Source organism: Pseudomonas sp. CM27, assembly GCF_013179515.1.
In the GTDB taxonomy this organism is placed as follows: Bacteria; Pseudomonadota; Gammaproteobacteria; order Pseudomonadales; family Pseudomonadaceae; genus Aquipseudomonas.
Genome location: NZ_JABMCN010000096.1, coordinates 1 through 20,050 on the forward strand (window position 1 = coordinate 1; position 20,050 = coordinate 20,050).

Sequence of the window (20,050 nt, forward strand, 5' to 3'; positions counted from 1 at the left end):
ACCCCCACCGAGGGCTTCCTCGAAGAGGCTGGCTGCCCGGAGTGCCGGCGTGAAGTGGGCGAGCCGCTGTTCGAAAGCCTGGAAGAGTGGATGCCGGCAGTGAGCGACAACTTTACCTGCCCGCTCTGCGGTCATGAAGATGACATCAATGGCTTCATTTACCTGCAGCCATGTGCCTTTTCCAACCTCGGGTTCATCTTCAACAACTGGGGCGAGGCCGGGTTTACCCAGGCCTTTCTCGACAGCTTCGCCGACTGGCTCGACCAGCCGGTGACCGTTGTGCAGGTAAAACTGCCACAAGGCTGACCGAAGGCCCTTATTTTGCATTGAGCGGCGCGCCGTGGATGAGTATAATGGCGCGCTTCCATTTTTCCCGCCCGGGAGCCCCCGCGATGCTGCGTATCAGCCAAGAAGCCCTGACCTTCGACGATATTCTCCTTGTACCTGGCTATTCCGAGGTACTGCCCAATGAAGTCAGTCTCAAGACCCGTTTGACCCGTGGCATCGAGCTGAACATTCCGCTGGTATCCGCTGCCATGGATACCGTGACCGAAGCGCGTCTGGCCATTGCCATGGCCCAGGAAGGCGGCATCGGCATCATCCACAAGAACATGACCATCGATCAGCAGGCCGGCGAAGTACGCAAGGTCAAGAAGTTCGAGGCTGGCGTGGTCAAGGACCCGATCACCATCGATGCCGACGCCACCGTGCGTGACCTGTTCGACCTGACCCGCCTGAACAACATCTCTGGTGTTCCAGTGCTGGAAAACGGCGACCTGGTCGGTATCGTCACCTCGCGTGACGTGCGTTTCGAAACCCGCCTGGATGCCAAGGTACGCGACGTGATGACGCCTAAAGAGCGTCTGGTCACCGTGCGCGAAGGCGCCGACAAGAACGAAGTCCGCGAGCTGCTGCACAAGCACCGCCTGGAAAAAGTCCTGATCGTCGACGACAAGTTCAGCCTCAAGGGCATGATGACCGTCAAGGACATCGAAAAAGCCAAGGCCTACCCGCTGGCCAGCAAGGACGACCAGGGTCGCCTGCGCGTCGGCGCCGCCGTCGGCACTGGCAAGGACACCGGCGAGCGCGTTGCCGCGCTGGTTGCCGCTGGCGTTGACGTGGTGGTGGTCGACACCGCCCACGGCCACTCCAAGGGCGTGATCGACCGCGTTCGCTGGGTCAAGGAAACCTACCCGCAAGTGCAGGTGATCGGCGGCAACATCGCCACCGGCGCCGCCGCCAAGGCCCTGGCCGAAGCTGGCGCTGACGCGGTCAAGGTCGGTATCGGCCCAGGATCGATCTGCACCACCCGTATCGTTGCCGGTGTCGGCGTGCCGCAAATCAGCGCCATCGCCAACGTTGCCGCAGCGCTGGAAGGCACTGGCGTGCCACTGATCGCCGACGGTGGCATCCGCTTCTCCGGTGACCTGTCCAAGGCCATCGTTGCTGGTGCTTCCTGCGTGATGATGGGTTCGATGTTCGCCGGTACCGAAGAAGCCCCGGGTGAAGTCGAACTGTTCCAGGGCCGTTCCTACAAGGCTTACCGCGGCATGGGCTCGCTGGGTGCCATGGCACAGGCGCAGGGCTCGTCCGACCGTTACTTCCAGGACTCCTCGGCCGGCGCCGAGAAGCTGGTACCGGAAGGCATCGAAGGCCGTGTGCCTTACAAGGGCGCCCTGGCCGCGATCATCCACCAGCTGATGGGCGGCCTGCGTTCGTCCATGGGCTACACCGGCAGCGCAACCATCGAAGAGATGCGCACCAAGCCGGAATTCGTACGCATCACTGGTGCCGGCATGGCCGAGTCCCACGTGCATGACGTGCAGATCACCAAAGAAGCCCCTAACTACCGCGTAGGCTGAGGCTTCTTGGGTTCGTACGAAATGTAGCCGAGCGGCGATCAGGCAAGGCGAAAACAGGCGAGGAAGCGGAGTTTGCTGATTGCAAATGAGCATTCCGAGCCTGTTTTCAACGCAGCATGATCGACGCGCAGGCACATTTCGTACGAAGCCCAGCAACATCAGCATGCGGGGCTGTCATTACAGCCCCGCGTCGTTTCCGATTTCCACTGACGAGATTGAGTCATGGCCCTCGACATTCACGCTCACCGCATCCTGATCCTCGATTTCGGTTCCCAGTACACCCAGCTGATCGCCCGCCGCGTGCGCGAAATCGGCGTGTACTGCGAACTGCACCCGTTCGACATGGACGATGAAGCGATCCGCGAATTCAACCCGCGCGGCATCATCCTCGCCGGCGGCCCCGAGTCGGTCCACGAAGCCAACAGCCCGCGCGCGCCACAGGCCGTGTTCGACCTGAACGTACCGCTGCTGGGCATCTGCTACGGCATGCAGACCATGGCCGAGCAGCTGGGCGGCAAGGTTGCAGGTTCCGACCTGCGTGAATTCGGTTATGCCCGCGTAGATGTGGTCGGCAAGAGCCGCCTGCTCGATGGCATCGAAGACCACATCGACGCTGACGGCGTACTGGGCCTGGACGTGTGGATGAGCCACGGCGACAAGGTTACCCAGATGCCGGGCGACTTCCACGTGCTGGCCAGCACCCCGAGCTGCCCGATTGCCGGCATGTTCGACGATGCGCGCGGCTACTACGGCGTGCAGTTCCACCCGGAAGTGACCCACACCAAGCAGGGCGGTCGCATCCTGTCGCGCTTCGTGCAGGATATCTGCGGCTGCGAAGCCCTGTGGACTGCGTCCAACATCGTTGAAGACGCCATCGCCCAGGTGCGTCAGCAAGTCGGTTCGGCCAACGTCCTGCTGGGCCTGTCCGGCGGCGTCGACAGCTCGGTGGTTGCCGCGCTGCTGCACCGTGCCATCGGCGACCAGCTGACCTGCGTATTCGTCGACAACGGCCTGCTGCGCCTGCACGAAGGTGACCAGGTAATGGCCATGTTCAAGGAGAACATGGGGGTCAAGGTAATCCGCGCCGACGCTGAAAAGCAGTTCCTCGATAACCTGGAAGGCGAAGCCGACCCGGAGAAGAAGCGCAAGATCATCGGCCGCACCTTCATCGACATCTTCGATGCCGAAGCCAGCAAGCTGGACAACATCCAGTTCCTCGCCCAGGGCACCATCTACCCGGACGTGATCGAGTCGGCTGGCGCCAAGAGCGGCAAGGCCCACGTGATCAAGTCGCACCACAACGTCGGTGGCCTGCCAGAGGAAATGAACCTCAAGCTGGTCGAGCCGCTGCGTGAACTGTTCAAGGACGAAGTGCGCAAGATCGGCCTGGAGCTGGGCCTGCCGTACGACATGGTCTACCGCCACCCGTTCCCGGGCCCGGGCCTGGGCGTGCGGATCCTCGGTGAAGTGAAGAAAGAATACGCCGACATCCTGCGCCGCGCCGACCACATCTTCATCGAAGAACTGCGCAAGGCCGACTGGTACCACAAGACCAGCCAGGCGTTCGTGGTATTCCAGCCGGTCAAGTCGGTTGGCGTCGTTGGCGACGGCCGTCGCTACGCTTGGGTCGTTGCCCTGCGTGCCGTCGAGACCGTGGACTTCATGACCGCGCGCTGGGCACACCTGCCGTACGAGCTGCTTGAGACCGTCAGCGGCCGCATCATCAACGAAATCGAAGGCATCTCGCGCGTTACCTACGATGTGTCGAGCAAGCCGCCGGCCACCATCGAGTGGGAATGAGTTGAGCCACAAGGGCGCCGCAAGGCGCCCTTGTGCTATCGGGCAAATGGATTGCTCCGATCAGCTGCGCACTGGCGGGACACTCAACAGCAAGTCGCTGCGCACAAAGCCCCCATCAACACCAAGTCCGGGATCAATACCGATATCCAAGGTTTGGCCGACACCCGCGCGCGCCACGCGCAAGCCGATACAGCCCTGCAGTTCGCTCACGCCGGGCACATCTTCAAACAGATTGGCGTGGCTGTTGCCCATGAGCGCCACCCACTTGGATGTTCCGCGTTGCGTCTGGTCGGCAGTGATGATCTGCTGAGCAGCGTAATTCATCATGCGCTGTCGGGGAGCAGGAAAAGGCGGGAGCTCTTCCCAGCCCATACGGTAGCTGAGCATGCTGTCAATGCCCTGCACTCTGATGTTCTGGCTGTAAGCCTCGTACAGCATGCCTTTGAGGGTGTAATGAACGGGATCGTTGGACTGCACCGCCGCAGTTTCGTCCCAGGTCTCCACGTAGGTTTTCAAGTCTGCCGGCAGTACGCCTGTTCGGTTGAACATGTCCATGTCGGCCTGTTGGTAATCGACCATGAAGTGCTCGGAGTACAGCACCTTGACCCCTTGGCGTTTGAACTGCTTCATATTCCTCGTCAAGAACTGCCTTGCGCCATCCTCGATGTGCGACTCACCCATCACCAGCCCTTGGTGCTCTTCGTACAGGCTACCGATTATCTGCCGAGCATCAGCCCCTTGCGGGATATTGGGAATCGCTGGGCGCTCTGGCAGTCGGAGCTGGTCATAGAAAATTTCCACGTCGCGTGTCATCTGCCCAAGCGCTTGATGATATGCCCTGTTGAGAGGGCTGCCGTATGGGTCTCGCATCAGTTGTGCGCCTGCTCCAGTAAGCGCGAAAGGTTTCAACTCGGACCGTTCTGGCTCGGCAATATCATAAAGCTCCAGTGTCAAAGGGGGCAGTTGCGGCCTTGGCCGTAGACGCCCCCAGGCCTTGAGCAGAAAGCGCGGCGTGCCACCTTTGAGGCCCATACGCTCATGGGGCTGCCAGCGGCCATCGACATCCCTGACGATGGGAATTGCCTGGCGGAAAGAGAATGGCGTTTCGGGGTCGACGATAACCCACGTCTCCAGTTCATGGATAAAGCGCACCTGATAAGTCAGGTCGCCGACCATTGCATAGAAATTGCCGTTTTGCAGGTGTACGCCCTCCAGCGGCCCTCTGCCCGCTTTGGTTGCCACGATGTCGTTGCTTTGCAGGGCCTGCAACTGGTTGTCCAGCTCGCCTGGCTGGAATGCCTTGGGCACCCAGGTCTCGATTTCTTCCGGGGTCGCAGGCTGCAATTCTTCGGGGAAATCATGCTCTACGGGTAGGTCAGGCGCGATCGGCGGTTCGAGGGCCGGGCCAGCTGCGCCCGTTTCGGAGGCTGGCGCGCCGGCGTCAGTGGCCCCTGCGAGGCCGATCATCAGGGTGTTGATCACCGCAAAGATGGCGTTTTGCACGCCTGCCTGGCGTTCAGCGCTGGTATGTCCGTTGATGGCTTGATCGATATCCAGGCCGATCTCGACCAGCCCGGCGCCCACTCCTGCCAATGCTACCGGCCACGCCAGCGCTGTCAGGGGCCCGAAAACCGTGTTGGCGGCACTCAGGTAGCCGAGCCACAATTGCTTGCGCAGGTCTGCGTTGGAGCGCAGCGCCAACTCCGCATCGTCGGTCATGCGCTGCTGGGCAGCCTTGTGAAGATAGCTGAACGCGTCCATATGCAAGGGTTTGCCGAGGGTGTTGATCCCGCCCACCTCGAGCGCATCCCACTGGCGCCTCATCAGGTCGAGCAGGGCAGCCAAGCCGGTGTTGGTCCAGTGAGCGAGGTAGTCCGCGACCTTGATCAACGAGGACTCTTGATGGCAGGCAAGCGGGAAGTGGCTGGTCAGGCGTGCTTTGCCGGCAGGCGTCAGGGTGGTTGCCAGGACCCAGGCGTGAAGCTCGCGGTCGTTGGCGAACAATCGAAACGCCTCGGCCTCACCGGGCAGATACAGCAGCTGGTAGCCGTCAGCCATGACGATTCTGAGGATGTCGCTGGAAATGCGCTCGCCGAGGCTGAAGGCAAGGACCTTCATGCCTGCCGGCGGCAGATTCGTTTGCTGCAGATGCGCCAGGGTGGGTGCGCCGTCGCGCTTACCGGCCAAGGCCTCGGCGGCCAGCCGAACGCGGGCGGCCAAGGCCTTGTTGCCCGCATGCGCCTGGGTTTCGAGTGCCTTGACCAGGAATGTGGCTTTTGCCAGCGTGCGGTAATCGTCGCCATGTCGGGTCCAGAAATCGCGGGCGCGCTGGTCGAAGAGGCTGCTGAAATCGATGCTCCAGAAGTAGTCGAGCGCATCCTTTGGCAACAGCCTGATCTCGTTGCGCTCGTCATAGGCAGCCTCGCCCGGCCCCTTGCTGTAGAAGCCGCAGTAAGTGCTTAGCAGGTCGCTGGCGTCTTGCTCGGCAACGCTGAAGCGGCGCATGACCAGCTGGACAAGGGTGAGGGTTTGAGAGGGTTGGGTGTCATGTTGCCAGCCGGTGAATGTGCGCGGACTGCTGGTGGCCTGGTGGAAGCGATGAAAGTACACCTGGTCTGGCTCCAGGTCGTCGAGCTGATGTTCGGCCAATAGCGTCAGGGCCGTGTCGCGGGCCATCTGCAGCATGTCCGGGCAGGCGGTACTCAGCTTCATGGCGATTTGCTGGAGTGTTTTCAGGTCCTGTTGCTGCGTATCGGAAAGGGGCATGGGCGATCTCACACGGCTTGATGAGGGCCGCAGCGTGCGCTTGGGGGCTGGCAAACAGGCGGTAATTAACGCTCCAGGCAGGCGCAATCCGGAGAGTTCACTTAATCTTTCCCATTTGCAGGTGTATCGTATTCGCCCTTCATCGCCAGCCACTGCTGGCAGCTTGATTGCGCAGAACATGAGGTACCCGCACCGATGTCCTTCACCCGTCGACAAATGCTCAAAGGCCTCACCGGCCTGGTTGTGGTTGGCCTGGGCGCCGGTGGCGCGGCGCGCTATTGGCTGGGCAAGGTCGAAGACGAGAATGCCGGGCATGACTACGAGCTGATCGCCGCGCCCCTGGAGGTAGAGCTGGTACCGGGTTTCAAGACCGAGGCCTGGGCGTTCGGCCCATCGGCGCCGGGTACCGAACTGCGGGTGCGGCAGGGCGAGTGGCTGCGGGTACGGTTTATCAACCACCTGCCGGTCGAGACCACCATCCACTGGCACGGCATCCGCCTGCCGCTGGAAATGGACGGCGTGCCTTATGTGTCGCAGTTGCCGGTCAAGCCGGGCGAGTACTTCGACTACAAGTTCCGCGTACCGGACGCCGGCAGTTACTGGTACCACCCGCATGTCAGCAGTTCCGAAGAACTGGGCCGTGGTCTGGTCGGCCCGTTGATCGTCGAGGAGCGCGAGCCGACCGGCTTCAAGCATGAACGCACCTTGAGCCTGAAAAACTGGCACGTGGACGAGCAGGGCGCCTGGCTGCCCTTCAGCATCCCCCGCGAGGCGGCGCGTAATGGTACTGCTGGCCGGCTGATCACCATCAATGGCCAGGCCGATTCGGTGACTGAGCTGCCTGCCGGCCAGGTGGTGCGGGTGCGCCTGCTCAACCTCGACAACACCTGGACCTACCGCATCAACCTCAAGGGCAACTGCGAGGCGATGATCTACGCCCTCGATGGTAACCCGGTTACGCCACGCAAACTCGACGACGACTACTGGCTGGGCCCGGGCATGCGTATCTGCCTGGCGATTCGCATACCCCAGCCTGGGGAGGAAATTTCCCTGCGTGACGGTTTCGTGCGCCTGGGCACATTGCGGTCGGTTGCCAGCAATGCCGCGCCAGGCGACTGGCCACCCGCGTTACCGCCAAACCCGGTGGCCGAGCCGGACCTGGAGAATGCCGAAAAGCTCAACTTCAATTTCGAGTGGGTCGGCAAGGTCTCGGTGGATACCGACAACGGCCGGCCGCCGAGCCTGTGGCAGATCAATGGCCAGGCCTGGGACATCACCGACAAGACCTGCGCGGACCGGCCGATAGCCACGCTGCAGAAGGGCAAGAGCTACATTTTCGAGCTGAAGAACATGACCCAGTACCAGCACCCGATCCACCTGCACGGCATGAGCTTCAAGGTGATCGCCTCCAACCGCCACGACATCACCGAGCCGTGGTTCACCGACACCTACCTGCTGGGCAAGAACGAGCGCGCCCAGGTGGCGCTGGTGGCGGATAATCCGGGCACCTGGATGTTCCATTGCCATGTCATCGACCACATGGAAACCGGCCTGATGGCCGCGATCGCGGTGGTCTGATGCGTCCGCAGATCATCGATCGTAGCCGCGATCAGGAATTCATGCGCCTGGCGCTCGACCTGGCCGCCGCGGGTGCGGCCCTGGGCGAGGTGCCGGTGGGTGCAGTGCTGGTCCAGCATGGCCAGGTGATCGGCCAGGGGTTCAACCGGCCGATCATCGATAGCGATCCTAGTGCCCATGCCGAGATGGTGGCAGTGCGCGCGGCGGCGAAGTCCGCCAGCAATTATCGCCTACCGGGCAGCACCCTGTACGTGACTCTGGAGCCGTGCAGCATGTGCGCCGGGCTGATCGTGCATGCGCGGGTGATGCGGGTGGTGTATGGGGCGTTGGAGCCCAAGGCGGGCATCGTGCAGAGCCAAGGCCAGTTTTTCGGGCAGGGCTTCCTGAACCATCGGGTGATGGTGGAGGGGGGCGTGCTGGCGGAGGAGTGCGGGCAGATCCTGAGTGAATTCTTCAGGGCGCGTCGGGCGAAGAATTCATGAAGTCTGTCACCGTCGCTCTGTGAAGTGGCGGGAGGATGCCCCCTGTCGGTGGTGGAACAGAACAGGGGGCAGGGTGTCGCTCAACGGGGTGGAAGCGTGTTTACGCAAGAAAGTTTTCCGGCAATGTTCCCGTGATCATAATCGTTTTTCTGCATTTTCAGGCCCGGGAGGACGTCTTCACCTGTCTTCTTGAGTTTCAGATCTGCGATCGAGGTCCACTCGGTGTCCAGGGGCGTATCACTGGTAACTTCCAGGTAGAAAAGCCAGTCATCCAGCGGGCAATCTTTAGCACCCCTCGGGTTATCCGCGCCGAGAATGATCACCGAGTGTTTTGCTGCCTGTTCCAGCTTGAAGTCATAAACTTCATCGTTTTTGCAAGGGTAGTTGCCCATGTAGGCCGCGCTTCGCTCCTGGATGTCGAGCGTGGTGCAGGCGACGGACTGATTTTTCTTCTTCAGGTGCAGCTGGCCGTTGACGCTTTGAGCCGATTGTTCGGCATATGCAACGTTGCTGAGAAGTAGCGCGCACAGCAAATAAGTCAGCTTGCTCATGATCCTCTCCATGATTGAATGCACGTGGGTGCTGGCGTGTTTTAACCCGCCTTCAGGCATGGGGAAACTGGCAGTTATATCAGTTGCAGCCATTCGGTTTTCTTGATCGCCCCGAGGCGGGACTTGCTGCCACCCGGGACTTACATCGGCGGCGGCTGATCCGCCGGCTTGTCCTTGTTTACCCCAGGCACATGCAGATTGCCCTCGGCCACCTGGCCTTCGAGCTGCGGCTGGGTTACCCAGGTGAGGATGTCGTAGTAGCGGCGGATGTTGGCCACGAAGTGCACCGGCTCGCCGCCGCGGGCATAGCCGTACCTGGTCTGCCGGTACCACTGCTTCTGCGCCAGGCGCGGCAGCATCTTCTTCACATCCAGCCACTTGTTGGGGTTGAGCTTTTCGCGCTTGGCCAGGGTGCGGGCGTCTTCCAGGTGACCGCCGCCAACGTTGTAGGCGGCCAGGGCGAACCAGGTGCGGTCAGGCTCCTTGATGCTGTCGTCGAGCTCTGCCTTGATCTTCATGAAGTACTTGGCGCCGCCCTGGATACTCTGCCTCGGGTCAAGGCGGTTGGATACGCCCATGGCCTGGGCGGTGCGCTGGGTCAGCATCATCAGGCCGCGCACGCCGGTCTTGGACGTGACCTCCGGTTGCCACATCGACTCCTGATAGCCGATGGCGGCCAGCAGGCGCCAGTCCACCTGCTCGACCTTGGCGTAACTCTTGAAGTGCTTTTCGTATTTGGGCAGGCGCTGTTGCAGGTGCTGGGCGAAGGTATAGGCGCCGACATACCCCAGTACGTCCACATGGCCGTAGTAGCGGTCCTTCAGGCGCTGCAGGGTGCCGTTTTTCTGCGCCTTGTCGATAAATTCGTTGATTTCGTTGAGCAGGCTGTTGTCTTCGCCAGGCGCAACCGCCCAGCGCTGGTCACGCGTGTCGCCTACGTCGAAAGCGACCCGGACGTTGGGGAAGTACACCTGGTTCATCGACAGCTCGTTGGAGTCGACCAGGGTAAGGTCGATCTGGCCTTCATCGACCATGCGCAGCAGGTCGACCACCTCGACGGCGTCGGATTCTTCGTATTCCAGGCCCGGATTCTGCTTTTTCAGCTCTGCCAGCAGGTCGGCATGGCTGCTGCCCTTGAGCACCATGATCTTCTTGCCGACCAGGCCCTTGGCGTTGGTCGGGCGAGGGCGGCCGTTGCGGTAGATGACCTGGGGGGTGACTTCGAGGTAGGGATGCGAGAACCGCGCCTGGGTCTTGCGCCGTTCGCTGCTGACCAGCCCGGCTGCGGCCAGTACCGGGCCGGAGGGCTTGCCAAGGTCATCGAACAGTTCGTCGAGGTTGTCGGCGGTTTCGATCTCCAGCTTCACGCCGAGATCATCGGCGAAATGTTTGACCAACTCGTATTCGAAGCCGGTTTCGCCGTTGCGGTCCTGGAAGTAGGTGGCCGGGCTGTTGCGGGTGATCACGCGCAGCACGCCATCCTCCTTCACGCGCTCGAGGGTGCTGGGTTTTTCAACGCAGGCACCGAGCAGCAGAAAGAGTCCGGTTGCGAAAAGCCATTTGGCGCAACGCTGGCGCAAAGCAGTGTGGGCGAACATAGGTTGCAGTATACGCAAAGGACTGGCGCTGCCATATCTCGACAACGGTTTGCTTGTCTGGTAGCACATTCTGTGCAGTGGCGGCCTGATCCTCTGTAGGAGCGGCCTTGCGTCGCGATGGGCCGCTCCTACAGGGCGCGTGGAGAACAGGTGGAATTTTTGACCCGGAAGTCCGGTTCCACCGCCCGGCAGCCATGGCTTAGAGCGGGTGCCGAAAGCCAACGAATTAGGCTAGAATGCACGGCCTCTAAGCACACCCCTTCCTGAGGCTGTCCCGACGATGTTGATCCTGCGCGGCGCTCCTGCCCTTTCTGCCTTTCGCCACGGTAAATTACTCGAGCAACTGAGCCAGAAAGTCCCCGCTGTTACTGGTTTGTATGCCGAATTTGCCCATTTCGCCGACGTCGACGGCGAGCTGACCGCCGACCAGCAGCAGGTGCTGGGCCGTCTGCTCAAGTACGGCCCGAGCGTGCCGGTACAAGAGCCGACTGGCCGCCTGTTCCTGGTCGTGCCGCGTCTGGGCACCATTTCGCCGTGGGCCAGCAAGGCCAGCGACATCGCCCACAACTGCGGCCTGCAGTCGATCCAGCGCCTGGAGCGTGGTATCGCCTATTACGTCGCCGGCAACCTGAGCGACGCTGATGCCCAACTGATCGCCGCCGAACTGCACGACCGCATGACCCAGCGCGTGCTCGGCCAGCTGGAGCAGGCCGCTGACATGTTCAGCCACGCCCAGCCCAAGCCGATGACCTCGGTAGACATCCTGGCCGGTGGCCGCGATGCCCTGGCCAAGGCCAACATCGACCTGGGCCTGGCCCTGGCCGAAGACGAGATCGACTACCTGGTCAATGCCTTCCAGGGCCTAAAGCGCAACCCGAACGACATCGAACTGATGATGTTCGCCCAGGCCAACTCCGAACACTGCCGCCACAAGATCTTCAACGCCAGTTGGGACATTGACGGCCAGGGCCAGGAAAAAAGCCTGTTCGGCATGATCAAGAACACCTACCAGATGCACAGCGAAGGTGTGCTGTCTGCGTACAAGGACAACGCCTCGGTCATCGTCGGCAATGTTGCCGGCCGGTTCTTCCCGAACCCTGAAACCCGCCAGTACGGCGCGGTGACGGAGCCGGTGCACATCCTGATGAAGGTCGAGACGCACAACCACCCGACCGCCATCGCTCCGTTCTCCGGCGCCTCCACCGGCTCCGGCGGCGAAATTCGTGACGAAGGTGCTACCGGCCGCGGCGCCAAGCCGAAGGCTGGCCTGACCGGCTTCACCGTGTCCAACCTGCGCATCCCTGGCTTCGAACAGCCGTGGGAGCAGGCCTACGGCAAGCCAGAGCGTATCGTCGACGCCCTCGATATCATGATCGAAGGCCCTCTGGGCGGCGCCGCGTTCAACAACGAATTCGGCCGCCCGGCGCTGACCGGCTATTTCCGTACCTTCGAGCAGGCGATCAGCACCCCGCACGGTGAAGAAGTGCGCGGCTACCACAAGCCGATCATGCTTGCCGGCGGCATGGGCAACATCCGTGAAGAGCACGTGCAAAAAGCCGAGATCACCGTGGGCGCCAAGCTGATCGTGCTCGGCGGCCCGGCCATGCTGATCGGCCTGGGCGGCGGCGCTGCTTCGTCGGTAGCTACCGGTGCCAGCTCGGCTGACCTGGACTTCGCCTCGGTACAGCGCGAAAACCCGGAAATGGAACGCCGTTGCCAAGAGGTCATCGACCGTTGCTGGCAGCTGGGCGACAACAACCCGATCGCCTTCATCCACGACGTCGGTGCCGGTGGTATCTCCAACGCCTTCCCGGAACTGGTCAACGACGGTGGCCGTGGTGGCCGCTTCGAACTGCGCAACGTGCCCAACGACGAGCCGGGCATGGCCCCGCACGAAATCTGGAGCAACGAATCGCAGGAGCGCTACGTGCTGGCGGTCAGCGCCGTCGACTTCGAGCGCTTCCAGGCCATCTGCGAACGTGAGCGTTGCCCGTTCGCCGTGGTCGGCGAAGCCACTGAAGAGCCGCACCTGACCGTAAGCGACAGCCACTTCGGCAACACGCCGGTGGACATGCCGCTCGACGTGCTGCTGGGCAAGCCGCCACGCATGCACCGTTCGGTTACCCGTGAAGCCGAACTGGGCGATGACTTCGACCCGAGCGAGCTGGACCTGGACAGCGCCGTCCAGCGCGTGCTGAACCACCCGGCGGTAGCCAGCAAGAGCTTCCTGATCACCATCGGCGACCGCACCATCACCGGCCTGGTTGCCCGCGACCAGATGGTCGGCCCGTGGCAGGTTCCGGTGGCCGACTGTGCCGTCACCGCCACCAGCTTCGACGTCTACACCGGCGAAGCCATGGCCATGGGCGAGCGCACCCCGCTGGCGCTGCTGGATGCCCCGGCGTCCGGGCGCATGGCTATCGGCGAAACCATCACCAACCTGGCCGCTGCGCAGATCGAAAAGTTGTCCGACATCAAGCTGTCGGCCAACTGGATGTCCGCTGCCGGCCACCCGGGTGAAGACGCGCGCCTGTACGACACGGTCAAGGCCGTTGGCATGGAGCTGTGCCCGGAACTGGGCATCACCATTCCGGTCGGCAAAGACTCGATGTCGATGAAGACCCAGTGGAGCGATGAGGGCGGCGAGAAGAGCGTCACCTCGCCGATGTCACTGATCATCACCGGCTTTGCCCCGGTCACCGACATCCGCAAGACCCTGACCCCGCAACTGCGCATGGACAAGGGCGAGACCGACCTGATCCTGATCGACCTGGGCCGTGGCAAGAACCGCATGGGCGCCTCGATCCTGGCCCAGACCTACGGCAAGATCGCTGCCCAGGCACCGGACGTCGATGACGCCGAAGACCTCAAGGCATTCTTTGCCGTGATCCAGGGCCTGAACGCCGACGGCCACCTGCTGGCCTACCACGACCGTTCCGACGGTGGCCTGGTGACCACAGTGATGGAAATGGCCTTTGCCGGCCACTGCGGCCTCGACCTGCAACTCGATCCGCTCACCGACAACCGTGTCGAAGTGCCGGCCATCCTCTTCAACGAAGAGCTGGGCGCGGTCATCCAGGTTCGCCAGGATGCCACCCCGGACGTGCTGGCACAGTTCAGCGCCGCTGGCCTGGGCGAAGAGTGCGTCGCAGTGATCGGCAAGCCGGTCAACAACGCTGAAGTGTCCATCAGCCTGAACGGCGAAGTGCTGTTCGACGACGACCGCCGCATGCTGCAACGCCAGTGGGCCGAAACCAGCTACCAGATCCAGCGCCTGCGCGACAACGCCGACTGCGCCGACCAGGAATTCGACCTGCTGCTCGAGGAAGACAACCCTGGCCTGTCGGTGAAGCTGGGCTTCGACGTCAACGACGACATCGCTGCGCCGTACATCAAGAAAGGCGTGCGCCCGCAAGTGGCAATTCTGCGTGAGCAGGGCGTCAACGGCCAGGTCGAGATGGCTGCTGCCTTCGACCGCGCCGGCTTCGCTGCCATCGATGTGCACATGAGCGATATCCTCGCCGGTCGTGTCGACTTCGATGCCTTCAAGGGCCTGGTGGCCTGCGGTGGCTTCTCGTACGGTGACGTGCTGGGCGCTGGTGAGGGCTGGGCCAAGTCGGCGCTGTTCAACAGCCGCGCCCGCGACGCTTTCCAGGCCTTCTTCGAGCGTACCGACAGCTTCGCCCTGGGCGTGTGCAACGGTTGCCAGATGATGTCCAACCTGCACGAGCTGATCCCGGGCACCGAGTACTGGCCGCACTTCGTGCGCAACCGCTCGGAGCAGTTCGAGGCGCGCGTGGCCATGGTCGAAGTGCAGAAGTCCAACTCGATCTTCCTGCAGGGCATGGCCGGTTCGCGCATGCCGATCGCCATCGCCCACGGCGAAGGCCATGCCGAGTTCGCCAGCGAAGAAGCACTGCTGGAAGCCGATGTCTCTGGCTGCGTGGCCCTGCGCTACGTCGACAATCATGGCAAGGTCACCGAAGCCTACCCGGCCAACCCCAACGGCTCGCCGCGTGGTATCACCGGCCTGACCAGCCGCGACGGCCGCGTGACCATCATGATGCCGCACCCGGAGCGTATGTTCCGTGCCGTGCAGAACTCCTGGCGCCCGGATGAGTGGCAGGAAGATGCCGCACTGATGCGCATGTTCCGCAACGCGCGGGTGTGGGTGAACTAAGGCGTGTACAAGCTCGCCTTCTTCGTCCCGGCCAGCCATGTTGAAGTGGTCAAGGCCGCTGTGTTCGCCGCTGGCGGCGGGCGCATCGGTGACTATGACCACTGCGCCTGGCAAACCCTGGGCCAGGGCCAGTTTCGCCCGTTGCACGGCAGCCAGCCGTACCTCGGGCAAACCGGTCAGGTCGAGGTGGTGGAGGAGTGGAAGGTGGAGCTGGTGGTGGATGACGAGCGGGTAGCCCAGGTCGTCGCTGCGCTCAAGCAGAGCCACCCGTACGAGACGCCAGCCTATGAAGTCTGGCGGCTCGGCGAGTTCTAGACCGCATCACGGCCTTCGCGGGTGAACCCGCTCCCACAGGTACTTCACACGGTTTGAAACTTGTGAGGTCTCTGTAGGAGCGGGTTCACCCGCGAAAGGGCCCTATGATCCAGCCACAATCTCCTTGCCGGGCTCAGGCCGCTTCAACCAGGCACAAGCCAGCAACCCCACCTCGAACAGCACCCACATCGGCACCGCCAGCATTGTCTGTGAAAACACATCCGGCGGCGTAAGTATCATCCCCACCACAAAGCAGCCCACGATCACGTAGGGCCTGCTGCGCCGCAACGTGGCTACATCGGCCAACCCCATCCAGACCACGATAAACGTCGCTACCGGAATCTCGAACGCCAGGCCGAAAGCCAGGAACAGCGCCAGGATGAAGTCCAGGTACTGGCTGATGTCGGTCATCATCGCTACGCCGTCCGGTGTCACGCTGGCGAAGAAGCCGAACATCATCGGGAATACCAGGAAGAACGCGAATGCCATGCCGCCATAGAACAGCAAGATGCTCGATAACAGCAGCGGCAGCACGATGCGCCGTTCGCGCTGGTACAGACCCGGTGCCAGAAAGCCCCAGGCCTGGTGCAGCAACAGCGGCATGGCGACGAACAGCGCGCACATCGCCGTCAGCTTGAACGGCGTCAGGAACGGCGAAGTGACGCTGGTCGCGATCATGCTCGCGCCTTCCGGCAAAAAACGCCGCAGCGGCTCGGAAATGAACGTGTACAGCGCCTGGGCAAAGGGGAACAGGCCGGCGAATACCAGCGCCACCAGCGCCAGGCAGCGCACCAGGCGTTTGCGCAGGTCGCGCAGGTGTTCGGTCAGCGGCATGCTGGCCGCCGGCCCCGTGGCAATAGTCATGAGGCGTTTTCCTTGGGCTCTGCAGCCGTGGCCACCGCACCGGCTGGCTGCGTATTCAGGCTGATGCCTTGGCGAATCTCGTGTTCCAGGCGCTGCAAAGGCGCGCTGTCCAGCTCTGGCAGCTCAATCTCGCGCTCCACCTGCGTGCGCAAGGCGTGCATGGCCCGGCGCGCCTGGCCCAGGCCGCGGCCAAGCGTGCGCGCGGCCACCGGCAGGCGCTCCGGGCCCAACACCAGCAACGCGACAATGCCCACCAGCAGCAACTCGCTGAAGCCGACCTCGAACATCAGGCCTGCCGGTCCGTTTGCGAGGGTTGTGTGGACTGCCCGGTCAGTGGGCACTGTTGCTGCACGTGTGCCTGGCCGCGGGCGTTGGCATCCGTGTCACCACCCATGGATTTGCGAAAACCCTGGATCGCCTCGCCCACATCGCTACCCAGGCCCTTCAGGCGTTTGGTACCAAACAGCAGGAATACGATCAGCAGTACGATCACCAGTTGCCAGATTCCAATACCACCCATTGCGACTACTCCTGTAAGGCCATGAAAAGGAAGGCTAATCCTGCCTCGTCCAGATGACGTGAACATGACGAACGGGCATTGCCATCTAGCTGCAACACGCCGCGTGTTGACTGGCGTTTTTATCCGGCACGCGAGGCACGCACGCATGGGAGGCAGGAAACAGCGGGGCGCGGCCCTGCTGATGGTGATGGTGGTATTGGCGATGCTGGCGGCGGGCATGGCATGGCTGGTGGAGGATGGCCGACGGCAGGTCGACGAGGTGCGCCTGTTGCACCAGCGGGTGCAGGCCCGGGCCATGGAGCAGGCTGGCCTTGCCTATGCCGGGCAGGCGCTGCGTGACCCTGCCTGGCGGCTTAGCCCGCTGTTCTGGCAGGCGTTGCGCGGGCAACCGCTGAACTATGATTTTGGCGCCGGTCAGGCGCAGCTGCGGGTGCGCGACCAGCACACCTGCTTCAACGTCAACGCGCTGCTGGGCGCCGACGGGGAACGCGCCGAACGGCAGTTGCGTTACCTGCTGGGTGACACCATGGCCGCCGAGCGCCTGGTCGATGCCCTGGCCGACTGGCTTGACCCCGACAGCGACGCCCGCCTGCAAGGCGCCGAGAGTGCCCAGTACCTGCGCCAGCAACCGCCGCGGCTGGCGGCCAACCAGCCGATGCTCGACACCAGCGAACTGAACCTGTTGCTGGAGCCGGATGCTACTCGCCAGGCCCGTTACCCGATGCTGTGTGCTTTGCCGCAGACCAGCGGCTGGCGGCTGAATGCCAATGCCCTGGGGCTGGAGCATCTGCCACTGCTGGACGCGCTGTACGAAGGGCGCTACTCGCGTTCATTGCTCAGCCGCATCGTCAGTGGCCGGCCGGCGTCGGGCTATGTGGATGCCGCAGCGCTGCGCCAGGCGCTGGGGGCGGTGGATGATGAAACGTTTGAACGGTTGAGCGAAGGCTTGTTGCTCAACAGCGGGCATTTTCTGTTGCAGCTGTCGTTCGAGGAGGAGGGGCGGGTGATTCGCAGCGAGTTCCAGGTCGAAGCGCTCGGGGTGGTGCAATGGCATGCACGGGTGCCGGCGCAGCAGGTGCGGGTTCGCAGCAGGGAGCCGATGGGTTGGTAGGGGGCGGGGCTGCTTTGCGGCCTGTTCGCGGGCAATCCCAGTCAAGGCCTTGCCCCGAAAAGAGCCGCAAAGCGCCCCCCCCGCGCACAGGTCGATCAGGCAGTACCGATCTCCCCACCATCTTCTCGCTGAATCACCACAGTCGAGGACCGTGGCCGCACTTTGACCCCAGCTGGGGGGATGTCAGTTGCGATTTCGCTGCTGGGCCAGTTATCGGGGTGCGAAATGTTGACGAAAATCGTTTTATTGTCAGGCGTGAACGCGATGCCAGTTACTTCACAGCCGTTAGGCCCAACAAAAAAGCGCCGTAGATCTACCTGGTTCTTGGCATTCACCGGGACCTGCATGCCATGCGTGTCAATCAGATGAGTGGGAATTACTGCCAGTAACTGATCGTTGGTGTATTCGGTGACTGTGCTCTCGCGGCTATCCGTCTCGAACCACAGCACACCGCGACTATCGAATTTCATGCCGTCAGGGCAGGCAAACTGATTGGCCTCGGTCAGGCCCGAACGATTGATGTCAGTCGTGCCCGCCGCATTGGCCCCGAATACGAAAATGTCCCAACTGAAGGTTGGCTGGCCTTCACACTCTCGCCAGCGAATGATCTGGCCGTGGCGGTTGGGGCCGCGAGGGTTGGCTGCGTCGACTTTTTCCGGCGGACGCACCTTGTTATTGGTCAGCGTCACGTAAGCATCGCCATTCAGCGGGTTCACAGCGGTCCATTCCGGCCGGTCCATTGGCGTCGCGCCCACGGCATCACCGGCACCGCGGGTATTGAGCAGGATGCCTGGCAGGTCACCATACAGGGCACCCAAGGTGCTCCCGTCCGTAGTCGCCGTGCCGACGTCCAGCAATAGCCATTCACCCTTGCCGTCAGCATCGAAACGGGCGGCGTACAAACTGCCGCTGTCCAGGTATTTGTCTCCGGTAGCCAGGCGATCAGCCGGGTTGGCATCGTCTGCGTCCCAAAGGGCGTCAGAAACGAATTTGTACAAATATTCATTATTGGAGTCGTCGCCCATGTACCAGACCAGCGGTTTGCCGGCTACAGCCCGGCCGGGGCCGCAGCCTTCATGTCGAAAGCGGCCCATGGCAGTACGTTTCACGGCGCGGGTAGTAGCGCTGAACGGGTCGATCTCGACAATATAACCGTAGGTGCTGGCTTCGTTGCGGTAGTCATCGGTGGCGCTGGGACCGGTCGGGGTAACGTCGAAACGGGCAAACTCGTCATCTACTTCACAAGGGGCACCGGCAGCACTCTCCCAGCTGTATTCACTATTCGTGGCGCGCACCCCAAGGCGTGCCTGATCGCTTGGCAGCGTGGCTTTATTGACGAAATAGCGTGGCCAATTCTCTTCACCGCTCAGGTAAGTGCCCCAGGGGGTGTAGCCGTTGCCGCAGTTGTTATTGGTGCCCCGACAATGAGTGCCTGTGGGCGAAAATCTGGTCTTAACATGGTCGGTGCCACGCAGGGGGCCGGCGAGCTCCATAACTGTGGCGCTTGTAAAGCGGCGGTTGAGCGGGTCGTTCTCAACCACTTGCCAACGGCCAGCGACTTTTTTAACGCGGACCACGCCAGCTCCGTGGGCGTTGATCTCCTTGCGAACTTCCTCGGGCGGGCGGTTTGCACTAGCGTCGGTGGTCGGGCCATTCGGGTGCAAGGCTTGGGGGTCGATGAATTCGAAGTTGATCGCAAGCAGGCCGTCACTGGAGCTGCCGTCGAGGGGAAAAAAGTGCATGCCGTCGTGGTGCATGCCCATCGCATTGGCCTGGTCGACGGATGTGTTGCTGCCATCCTGCCGCCATGGGCGTGATAACTCATTGAGCGGCGTGCCCCAGGGCGCCAGAACATGGGCGGTGTATCCCGGCGGGACGCTGCAACCGTCGGTACGCGAGCCGTTGATGGATTCGAAGCCCAGGGTGGGCGCAGGTCGCACCGTTAGCTCAGGGGCGTCAGGCTGGCGCAGGCAGCTGCCCTTGCCCATGGCGACAACCATGGCGGCAGCTGTGTCGCCGGCAGGGATTCTTTGATTCTTGATCAAACAGGCGTCGGTAACATCGTGTAGGGAAGGATTGCGGCTGGGATTTCTGTCGTGGTTATCAGTGGTGTCTCGGCTCATCCGGGCATTCTCTCGATACGCTTTGTGAGCAACAACGCTAGTGCTCCGGATTGCGGGGTTGAATCAGGAAATCTACCCAGATCGGTCATGGACGACCGGTGTTCGAATCCGGTCGACCACTGAATGGCGGCCTGGTAAATCAGGCCGTGCCGATCTCCCCACCATCATCCCGCTGTATCACCACCGTCGAAGCCCGCGGCCGCACCGTGGCCCCAGCTGGCGTAGCATCGGTAGCCTTGTCGGTATACGGCCAGTTCCCCGGGTGCTGAATGTTAACGAACAAGGTCTTGTTGTCCGGGG

14 protein-coding genes and 1 pseudogene are annotated in these 20,050 nt (G+C 62.4%); 8 read left to right on the forward strand and 7 right to left on the reverse strand.

The annotated features are described in order from the left end of the window. From HP547_RS13890 to guaA, 3 genes and pseudogenes are all read left to right on the forward strand, one after another. Nucleotides 1–306: pseudogene (locus tag HP547_RS13890) on the forward strand (sugar ABC transporter ATPase); the annotation flags it as partial. 86 nt (nt 307–392) lie between these two features. Beyond that, a complete protein-coding gene (guaB, locus tag HP547_RS13895; RefSeq protein ID WP_172221549.1) occupies nt 393–1,862 on the forward strand; it encodes an IMP dehydrogenase in 1,470 nt (489 codons plus the stop codon). Nucleotides 1,863–2,084: 222 nt separating this feature from the next. Continuing rightward, entirely contained in the window at nt 2,085–3,662 is a 1,578-nt protein-coding gene (guaA, locus tag HP547_RS13900) for a glutamine-hydrolyzing GMP synthase (protein WP_172221546.1), read from the forward strand. Between the two features lie 60 nt (nt 3,663–3,722). Here the strand turns inward: guaA and HP547_RS13905 are convergent, their stop codons facing one another. Further along, nucleotides 3,723–6,608 carry a membrane-targeted effector domain-containing toxin gene (locus tag HP547_RS13905; protein ID WP_172286598.1) on the reverse strand — a complete coding sequence of 962 codons (2,886 nt, stop codon included), beginning with the start codon at nt 6,606–6,608 and terminating at the stop codon, nt 3,723–3,725. Nucleotides 6,609–6,623: 15 nt separating this feature from the next. Between HP547_RS13905 and HP547_RS13910 the strand changes: the two genes are divergently transcribed. Then, nucleotides 6,624–8,006, forward strand: coding sequence for a multicopper oxidase family protein (locus HP547_RS13910; protein ID WP_172286599.1), 1,383 nt, complete (start codon nt 6,624–6,626; stop codon nt 8,004–8,006). Beyond that, nucleotides 8,006–8,488 (forward strand): tRNA adenosine(34) deaminase TadA, encoded by a 483-nt coding sequence (tadA, locus tag HP547_RS13915; RefSeq protein WP_172221537.1) that lies wholly within the window; start codon nt 8,006–8,008, stop codon nt 8,486–8,488. The genes HP547_RS13910 and tadA overlap by 1 nt, the downstream gene beginning before the upstream one ends. 80 nt (nt 8,489–8,568) lie before the next feature. Here the strand turns inward: tadA and HP547_RS13920 are convergent, their stop codons facing one another. Further along, nucleotides 8,569–9,039, reverse strand: a complete 471-nt coding sequence (locus tag HP547_RS13920; RefSeq protein ID WP_172286600.1) for a hypothetical protein — start codon at nt 9,037–9,039, stop codon at nt 8,569–8,571. Nucleotides 9,040–9,179: 140 nt separating this feature from the next. Next, nucleotides 9,180–10,637: a membrane-bound lytic murein transglycosylase MltF gene (gene mltF / locus HP547_RS13925; RefSeq protein ID WP_172286601.1), complete on the reverse strand. Its 1,458-nt coding sequence runs from the start codon at nt 10,635–10,637 to the stop codon at nt 9,180–9,182. 280 nt (nt 10,638–10,917) lie between these two features. On the opposite strand from mltF, the gene purL reads away from it, so the two are divergent. After that, nucleotides 10,918–14,817 carry a phosphoribosylformylglycinamidine synthase gene (gene purL / locus HP547_RS13930; protein WP_172221528.1) on the forward strand — a complete coding sequence of 1,300 codons (3,900 nt, stop codon included), beginning with the start codon at nt 10,918–10,920 and terminating at the stop codon, nt 14,815–14,817. A 3-nt stretch (nt 14,818–14,820) separates the two neighbouring features. Beyond that, nucleotides 14,821–15,132 carry an NGG1p interacting factor NIF3 gene (locus tag HP547_RS13935; protein WP_172221525.1) on the forward strand — a complete coding sequence of 104 codons (312 nt, stop codon included), beginning with the start codon at nt 14,821–14,823 and terminating at the stop codon, nt 15,130–15,132. A 102-nt stretch (nt 15,133–15,234) separates the two neighbouring features. Here HP547_RS13935 and tatC read toward each other — a convergent pair whose 3' ends face one another. Genes tatC through tatA form a run of 3 tightly spaced genes read right to left on the reverse strand, consistent with a single transcriptional unit; the run spans nt 15,235 to nt 16,516 of the window. Continuing rightward, nucleotides 15,235–15,996, reverse strand: a complete 762-nt coding sequence (tatC, locus tag HP547_RS13940) for a twin-arginine translocase subunit TatC (RefSeq protein ID WP_172221522.1) — start codon at nt 15,994–15,996, stop codon at nt 15,235–15,237. After that, nucleotides 15,993–16,283, reverse strand: coding sequence for a Sec-independent protein translocase protein TatB (tatB, locus tag HP547_RS13945; protein WP_172286602.1), 291 nt, complete (start codon nt 16,281–16,283; stop codon nt 15,993–15,995). The genes tatC and tatB overlap by 4 nt, the downstream gene beginning before the upstream one ends. Further along, nucleotides 16,283–16,516 (reverse strand): twin-arginine translocase TatA/TatE family subunit, encoded by a 234-nt coding sequence (gene tatA / locus HP547_RS13950; protein WP_172221516.1) that lies wholly within the window; start codon nt 16,514–16,516, stop codon nt 16,283–16,285. The genes tatB and tatA overlap by 1 nt, the downstream gene beginning before the upstream one ends. A gap of 145 nt (nt 16,517–16,661) precedes the next feature. Between tatA and gspK the strand changes: the two genes are divergently transcribed. Further along, on the forward strand, nt 16,662–17,627 hold the full coding sequence (gspK, locus tag HP547_RS13955; RefSeq protein WP_172286603.1) for a type II secretion system minor pseudopilin GspK: 966 nt from the start codon (nt 16,662–16,664) through the stop codon (nt 17,625–17,627). 95 nt (nt 17,628–17,722) lie between these two features. Here the strand turns inward: gspK and HP547_RS13960 are convergent, their stop codons facing one another. After that, nucleotides 17,723–19,750 (reverse strand): PhoX family phosphatase, encoded by a 2,028-nt coding sequence (locus tag HP547_RS13960; RefSeq protein WP_172286604.1) that lies wholly within the window; start codon nt 19,748–19,750, stop codon nt 17,723–17,725. Between the last annotated feature and the right edge of the window lie 300 nt (nt 19,751–20,050).